This window comes from Amycolatopsis sp. NPDC104819 (genome assembly GCF_055583145.1).
In genome coordinates this window covers 694710-702279 of sequence record NZ_JBVJON010000004.1, presented here as the reverse complement: position 1 = coordinate 702279, position 7570 = coordinate 694710, and the positions used below count along the sequence as shown (strand labels likewise).

The following is a 7570-nucleotide window of genomic DNA, read 5'->3' as shown; positions in this document are numbered from 1 at the left end:
CCCCCCCCCCCCCCCCCCCCCCCCCCCCCCCCCCCCCCCCCCCCCCCCCCCCCCCCCCCCCCCCCCCCCCCCCCCCCCCCCCCCCCCCCCCCCCGAGCCGGGGTCAGGGCTTCCCGCGACGGCGGAGCTCGACCCCCTCGGCGAGCAGGATGTTGCGGGTCTGGTTGTACGACATGCCGTAAGTGGTGGCGAGCTGCCGGATCGACCGCCCGTCCGCATACGCGTTGACCAGACCGGGCGGAGTGGGCGGCAACGGAATCCGGGGCGGCCTCAGCGTGACACCGGCGTCGATGAGCGTCGTGCGGATCCGGCGGTAGCTGTACGGATGGCGTCCGACGAGGCTTTCGATGGTTTCGCCGGCGACGTAGTCGGCCACGAGCTGCCGTACGACGTCCGAGGGGATCGGATCCGGCGAAGGCGCGGCTCTGTGCTCGTCGCTCACCAGATCATCGCCGCCCCGGAACAGCTGATCACACGGTCCGCTTCCAGCGAACGACATCGATGTCGGCGGATAAACCGCCAACCGGGTGGTGGCATCGTGGTCATGGCGTGCTTCGCCCCCTGGCTCGGTGCGCGGCTTGCCTTCCTTGCCCCTGTGCGAGTGCGGTGCCCGGAAACCATGACGCGGATTCGACCATTTGTGTCCGCGGTTACACCAGCGACGCGATGGGGAATCCGGGTGTCTTGTCGACCACTGTGGACAGTCACGGCACCGATGATCAACGTGGGCAAGGGAATTCGGGATTCCCATGTCGCGACCCGTTGACGTCAGGAACTCACGAAGTACCGAGATGGGTTGTCCGCTAACGCTCCCGGCGCAGCCGCGGCGGCAGCATCGCCACCGTGTCCCGTTCCCCGTCCCGGGCTGCGGGGACCAGCGGCTCCGACGCGTCGAGCTCCGCGATCACCTCGTCGACCTCCGCCGCCCGGCGCGCCCGGGCCCGCCCTCGGTAGAGCTCCGCCGCTTGGACCCACAACGCCCGCGCGTCCGTCCGGTTCCCGTGCTCGCGCAGGATGGCCGCCAGCGTAGACAACGCCCTGGCCTGGCCGGTGGCGTGCCCGGCCCGGTCCGCCAGCTCGACCGCACGGTGGGCGTACCAGAGCGCGGCCCGCGCTTTGCCCTGCTCGTGCCTCAGCCGGGCCAGCACCGTGTTCAGCTTCATCACCGACGGCAGGTTCAGGCTTCCCGGCGCCAGCTCCGACGCGCGACGGCACTGTTCGTCCGCCTCGGGCAAGCGACCCAGGTCCGTCAGCAGCGCCGCCTGCGCCGTGTGGATCTGCAGCCGCGCCGTCACGTCGTCCGAATCCCGCAGGTAGGACAGGGCCTCGGCGTAGAGCTTCAAGGCCTCCTGGTCGAACCCGCCTGCCGTGACCAGCGCGTTCGCCAGGCGGTGCGCCGCGGCCGCGCACAGCGATGGCTCACCCAGCTCGTAGGCCAGCTCCAGCGCCAGCCGGCACCGCACCGCGGCCTCCGGGGCGCGACCGGCCCGCAGGTGCCAGCGAGCCAGGTTCACCATCGAGACGATCTGCCCCAACGGGAACCCGTCGCCTTCCGCCAGCGCCAAGGCTCGCTGGAGATAGCTCTCCGCTTCCTGCTCCTCGCCCATGTGCATCAGCACGACCCCGAGATCGTTCAAATGCGAGCCCAGCACCTGCCGCAACTGCGGAGCGGCATCACTCGCCCCGGGCAAAACCTCCTCGACACTGCGGATCGCAGTCGTCAAACAGCTGATCACATCGGCGAAGTACCCCTTCTCGATGAACAGCTCGGTGAACAGCGCCGGGAGGTAGGTGATCTCCGGCAGCCCCGCCGCCGCGGCCACCGCGACGATCTCGACCAGCAGGTTCTTCTCGCGCACCACCCACTGCCGGGCCGGGGCCGCGCCGGCGAACCCGGCTCCGGGCCACGCCAGGCTGGTGGCGGGCAGCTGCGGCGGCGGTTTGTGCGGGAAGACCACGCGGTGCGCGTCGCGGGCCATCAACAAGTAGAACTCGAACATCCGGCGTCGCACCGCTGTGACGTCTTCCAGCTGCGCCGCCAGCGAAGCGGCGTACGCGTGCAGGAGGTCGTGGACACGGTAGCGGTCCAGGTCGCTGGGGTGCTCCAACAGGTGCGCCGCCGCCAGGACGTCCAGTGACCGCCGCACCGCCGGGAGCGGGCGGCCGTCCGCCGCCGCCACCGCTTCCGCCGTCACCTCCGCGCCCGGGTGGACGCCGATCACCGCGAGCGCGCGCCGCTCGCCCGGCCCCAAAGCCTGGTAGGACACCGTGAACGCGGCGCGCAGGCTCCGCTCCTCGTGCCCCAGGTCCAGCAACATGTCCGCGTCGCGCAGCTGCCCGGCCAACGTCGGGAGCAGGGTGCCCGTGCGGGCCAGCGCCCGGTCGGCCACCAGCGTCAGCGCCAGCGAGTTGCCGCGGCAGACGCGCACCAGCTCGGCCACGCCGAGGCGGTCCTCCCGGGCGCGGCGGCCGATCCGGCGCTCCAGCAACGCCGTCGCGGCCGGCGGGTCCAGCGGCGCCACCGTCACCACCGGCGGGGACACCGTCGCGGCCAGGGACGGCAGCCGCCAGCGTGACACCACCAGCACCGTGCACGCGGCCAGCACCCCCAGCAGCGGCGCGACCTGCTCGCGGCTGCGGACGTTGTCGAGCAGCACCAGCAGCGGCCGCTGCCGCAGCAGCGCCGACAGCTTCGCCGCCCGCGCCACCGGGTTCACCACCTGGTCGACCGGGAAGTCCAGCAGGGACAACAAGGTGTCGACGACCTCACCGCTGTCCGCGGACGCCGCCTGGCTGTCACCGCGCAGGTCCAGCAGCGCGACGCCGTGCCGGAAGCGGCGCCGCGCCCGGTGCGCCCACCGCACCACCGCCGTCGACTTGCCCACGCCCGGCGCCCCGGTCACCACGACGACCCCCGGGCGCGGCGCCCCGCTGGAGTCGGAGGTGAACGCGTCGAGCTCGGCGAGCAGCCCGGCCCGGCCTTCGAGCTCGTCGCAGTCCGGCGGGACGTGCCACACCGCCGGACGTTCCGGTTCTTCTTCCGCGCGCACCCGCACCACCTGACGCGGGAAGCCGCCGTCGCCGTCGAGCACCTCCTCGTGCACGGCCCGCAGTTCGTCGGCGGCTCGGTGCTCTCCCGCTTCGAGGTACCGCCGGCGCGTCGCCAGGTAGAACTCGGTCACCTCACCCGGCCGGTCCGACGCGGCGAGGGCCCGTAGCCGCAGCTTCGCCAGGCTCAGCTCCAGCGGGTGGGCCTGGTCGAGCTCCAGCAGCCGGCCGAGCGCGACGTCGGCCTGGCCGTCGGCGAGCAGTTCGCCGACCAGGAAGGCGTTCGCGGGCAACCACTGGCTGCGCAACCACCGCGCGCGCCACTCGCCGGCACGCTGGGTGCGCAGGTCGAACAGCGGCTCGTCGCGCCACAGCCGCATCGCCGCCTGCGCCTCGACCTGGGCGCGGTGGTGGTCACCCCGGTCACGCAGCTCCCGCGCGCGGCCGAGCACGGTGCCGAACACGACGTGGTCGACCAGCGCCGGGTCGATTTCCACCACACAGCCGTTCTTGCCGACGCCGACGTGCGCCGGCACGCGGTTCGCCTGCAGCGCCTGGCGCAGGTGCGCGGCGTTCTGATGCAGGGTCGCCAAGGCGCCGCGCGGCACGTTTTCGTGGTCGGCCCACACCCATTCCACCACCGCGTCGACGGGAAACCGGTGGTTCGGATGGGTCAGCAACGCGGCGAGCACCTGCCGCGACCGCGGCTGGGCCCACTTCACCTCCGTTTTCCCGTGCAGCAGCATGGCCGTTTGCCCGAGAATTCCGAACCCGATTTCCACCCCGACCCCCTTCGCCGTGGTGAAGGGCGCTCACCACCTGCTCCTCCGCGCCCATTTTCCCATTGTCGCGGCGGAAACACCACGTCAGCGCATTGGTTGACGATCTTCGTTGATCATTTGTCAACCGGCGGAACCACAGGCCGAAAGCATTTTCTCAACGGCGTGACCCACCCTCGTGACAACAACTGGACAACCCACGAGGAGTAAACGATGACCCCCGATGACAGCTGGCACTTCACGTGCGGACACCGCCGCGGCACGGTCGTCACCGAGGTTTCGCACCACGGGAGCGGCCGCGCCGACGCGGTGATCGCGCCACCTCGGACCTGCTTCGCCGACGGCCGGGCGGAGCTGGCCGCGGCGTTCGACCGGCACCCCGGACTGGCCATGGCGGCGGTCGTGATCGGCCCGGCGGAGCTGCTGCTCGGTGACCACACCGGCGACACCACGCTCCTCGGCCACGACGAAGCCGGGCCCGCGACCGTGGCCGCGTTCGTGTGGGTCGCCACGGGCCGGCGGTTGCGGGAGCTGGCCTCGCTCAGCCGGCTTCCGGCGCACGAGCGCCCGGTCCGCGCCCGCTTCGACCACGGCAACGCGGTGCTCGCGGGCGAGCTGGTCGTCAGCGTGGGCGGCCCCGACCGGCGCGACGAGCACTTCCGCCTCGGCCGGCGCCGGTCGTGAGCCGCCGCGGGTCAGCCCGCGACGACGTCGCCGCCCTGGACGACGTGGCGGAAGTGCTTCGGCTCGGCCAGCACCCCGATGTCGGCCAGCGGATCGCCGTCCACCACCAGCAGATCCGCGTGCGCGCCCACGGCCAGCGTGCCGATCTCGCCCGTCAGGTTGAGCAGGTCCGCCGCCGTCGACGTCGCCGAGCGGAGGACCTCCAGCGGGGACTGGACCTCGGCGCGCAGGCGGAACTCGTGGTTCTGGTGGCGGTGCATGCCGCCCAGGAGGTCGGTGCCGTACACCAGCTTCACGCCGGCGCGGGCCGCGCGTTCCAGGGCCGCCAAGCCCGCGCCGAGGACGTCGTCGACCTTGCGCCAGCTGGGCTCCGGGAGGCCGTGCTCGCGGCCTTCCTCCTTCAGCGCCCAGTACGTCACCAGGGTCGGCACCAGGAACGCGTCCCGCGAGAGGAACAGCGAAACGCTCTTGTCGTCCAGCAGGTTGCCGTGCTCGATCGACCGGACGCCCAGCTCCAGCGCCCGGTTGATTGCCCGGGCGGTGTACGCATGTGCTGCCACATAACGGTTCGCGGCCGTCGCCTCCTCGACGATCGCGCGCAGCTCGTCGGCCGAGTACTGCGTCGAGTCGATGCGGTCGGTCGGGGACGCGACCCCGCCGGACGCCATCACCTTGATGTGGTGGGCGCCCTTGCGCAGCTCGTCGCGGGCCGCGGCGCGAACGGCGTCGACACCGTCGGCCACGCGGCCGAGGCCCGCGCAGCACGGGTGGTCGTCCCGCGCGTGGGCGCCGCGGGTGCGGCTGTCGCCGTGGCCGCCGGTCTGGCTCAGCGCGCGCCCGCAGAACAGCAGCCGTGGCCCGCGGAACAGCCCTTCCGCCTGCGCGTCGGCGAGCCCGAAGTCCGCGCCCGAGGCGTCGCGGACCGTGGTGAACCCGCGGTCGAGCATCCGGCTCATCGTGCGGGCCGCGTGAGCGGCCACATAGGACGGTGACGACGACGGCAGCGACCCCAGGTCCGCCGTCGACGCCGTCACGTGCACGTGTGCGTCGACCAGGCCCGGCAGCACGACCGCGCCGCGCGCGTCCAGCGTCGGCACGTCGGCGGGAGCGAGGCCCGGCCCGGCCTCCACGATGCGGCCGTCCGAAGCGCGCAGGTCGCCTTCGGTGTATTCGCCGGACAGCGGGTCGAGCAGCCGGGCGTTGCGCAGCAGCAGGGATCCGGTCACTGGTTCTCCTTCTCCAGGTCGAGCAGGGCGGACACGGCCAGCGGCGCGAGCGACTCGGCCACCACCACCGCATCGTCGTCGTAACTGCCTTCCGCGTCGAGGATGTTGAGCACCCCGAGCGTCCGGCCGTCGGCGACCACCGGCACGTTGATGACCGAGCCGCAGCCGAGCCCCTCGATCAGGTCGTGGTCGGCGAAGATCTCCCGCACCGCCGCGCGGTCCGGCCCGAAGTAGGGCTGCTGCGCGCTGATGCACTTCTCGAGCCAGCCCGCGGCGACCTCGACGGTCTTCTCACCGCCCACCGGGTACTCCGCCGGGTGGCTGCTGTGCACCCGCCGCAGCGCGCGGCGTTCCGGGACCCAGGCGAGCACCGTGAACAGGCGCACCCCGATGGCGTCGCGCACCCGATCCTCCACAGTGGACAGACTCACTTCGTCATCTCCTTCGCGGTCGCCACCGGGGCGCCGTGTTCGGTCAGTTCTTCCAGGGACCGGCCCGCGGTGGACAGGCCGAACACGAGCACGCAGAGCACCCCGGCCGCCAGGACCGCCGTCGTCAGGCCGAAAACGCCGGCGAAGCCGAGGCTCGCCGAGGACAGGCCGATGATCGTCGGCGCGAGGATGCTGCCGACCCGGCCGAACGCGCTGGACAGGCCGGTGCCGCTGGCCCGGATCCAGGTCGGGAACACCTCGGGCGTGTAGGAGTACACACCCGCGTAGGTGCCGTTGAGGAAGAACGACAGCACCGCCCCGGCAAGCGTGATCGACCACGGCGCGCTCGTCTGGCTCAGCCAGAACGCGCTCACCGCCGAACCGGCGAGGTACAGCGCGATCGTGTGCTTGCGGTCGAGCCGCTCCGACAGCCACGCGGCGGAGAAGTACCCGGGCACCTGGGCCAGGTAGATGATGATCGAGAACTCGAAGCTCTTCGTCACCGTGATCCCGTGTTCGACGAGCAGCGTCGGGATCCACGAGAAGAAGCCGTAGTAGGAGAACGTGATCACGAACCAGACGGTCCAGATCACCGCCGTCCGGCGCGCCATCGCGGGGCTCCACAGGAACTTCAGCGCGCTGAAGAGGTTGACCTTCGGCGTCTCGGTCGTGGGCCGGGCGTCGGCGGGCGGCACCGGCGGGAGTGCCGCGCCGGTGGCCTTTTCGACGTCCCGCTCCATCTTGGCGACGACGTTTTCGGCCTCGGTGGTCCGGCCTTGGGCGAGCAGGAACCGCGGTGACTCGGGCAGCGAGCGCCGCCACCACAGCAGCATCACGATCGGCAGCGCGGTGACGAGCTGCGCGACCCGCCAGCCTTCGTCGAACGACGGCACCACGAACCGCCCGATCAGCGCGGCCGCGACAAAACCGAAGGAGAAGAACCCGGCGAGCGCGCCGACGAACCAGCCGCGCCGCTTGGCCGGGACGAACTCCGAGAGGAACGGCGCGATGATCGCGCTTTCGGCGCCGGCGCCCGCCCCGGCCAGCACCCGGGCGCCGAGGAAGATCTCGTAGTCGGGCGAGAACGACGCGATGACGGAGAACAGCGCGTAGCAGGCCAGCGCGTACATCATGACCTTCTTGCGGCCGATGCGGTCGCCGAGCAGGCCGGCGGCGACGGCGCCGAAGAGGAAGCCGAACGGCGTCGCCGAGCCGATCAGGCCGAGCTGGCCGTTGTCGAGGCCCCACGCCGCCTTCGCGCTGGGCAGCAGGAAGGCGACCACCGCGGAGTCCATGCCGTCGAAGGTGTACCCGAGGCCGCCGATGAGCAGCAGTTTGTAGTGCGGCCGGCTCAGCGGGAGCCGATCCAGTCGAGCCAGCAGCGTCATGGGGAACGCCTTCC

6 protein-coding genes are annotated in these 7570 nt (G+C 72.1%); 1 reads left to right on the top strand and 5 read right to left on the bottom strand.

The features are described from left to right. Positions 1-103: 103 nt before the first annotated feature. Positions 104-442 (bottom strand): helix-turn-helix domain-containing protein, encoded by a 339-nt coding sequence (locus tag ACZ63E_RS16160; protein ID WP_465336697.1) that lies wholly within the window; start codon positions 440-442, stop codon positions 104-106. A 361-nt stretch (positions 443-803) separates the two neighbouring features. Further along, a complete protein-coding gene (locus tag ACZ63E_RS16155) occupies positions 804-3830 on the bottom strand; it encodes an AfsR/SARP family transcriptional regulator (protein WP_465336695.1) in 3027 nt (1008 codons plus the stop codon). Positions 3831-4040: 210 nt separating this feature from the next. Here ACZ63E_RS16155 and ACZ63E_RS16150 point away from each other — a divergent pair, with 210 nt between their 5' ends. Further along, a complete protein-coding gene (locus ACZ63E_RS16150; RefSeq protein WP_465336693.1) occupies positions 4041-4511 on the top strand; it encodes a hypothetical protein in 471 nt (156 codons plus the stop codon). A gap of 11 nt (positions 4512-4522) precedes the next feature. On the opposite strand, the gene ACZ63E_RS16145 is transcribed toward ACZ63E_RS16150, so the two are convergent. From ACZ63E_RS16145 to ACZ63E_RS16135, 3 genes are read right to left on the bottom strand one after another with little or no spacing between them, the layout of a single operon-like run. Further along, entirely contained in the window at positions 4523-5737 is a 1215-nt protein-coding gene (locus ACZ63E_RS16145; protein ID WP_465336691.1) for a metal-dependent hydrolase family protein, read from the bottom strand. Beyond that, a complete protein-coding gene (locus ACZ63E_RS16140) occupies positions 5734-6168 on the bottom strand; it encodes a GAF domain-containing protein (protein WP_465336690.1) in 435 nt (144 codons plus the stop codon). The genes ACZ63E_RS16145 and ACZ63E_RS16140 overlap by 4 nt, the downstream gene beginning before the upstream one ends. Further along, on the bottom strand, positions 6165-7556 hold the full coding sequence (locus ACZ63E_RS16135; protein ID WP_465336689.1) for an MFS transporter: 1392 nt from the start codon (positions 7554-7556) through the stop codon (positions 6165-6167). Before ACZ63E_RS16135 ends, ACZ63E_RS16140 begins: the two co-directional genes overlap by 4 nt. Between the last annotated feature and the right edge of the window lie 14 nt (positions 7557-7570).

What these genes read in the sequence shown, in the direction of transcription:
- ACZ63E_RS16150 (WP_465336693.1), top strand. Translation starts at nt 4,041, where the DNA reads ATGACCCCCGATGACAGCTGGCACTTCACGTGCGGACACCGCCGCGGC.
- ACZ63E_RS16135 (WP_465336689.1), bottom strand. Translation starts at nt 7,556, where the DNA reads ATGACGCTGCTGGCTCGACTGGATCGGCTCCCGCTGAGCCGGCCGCAC.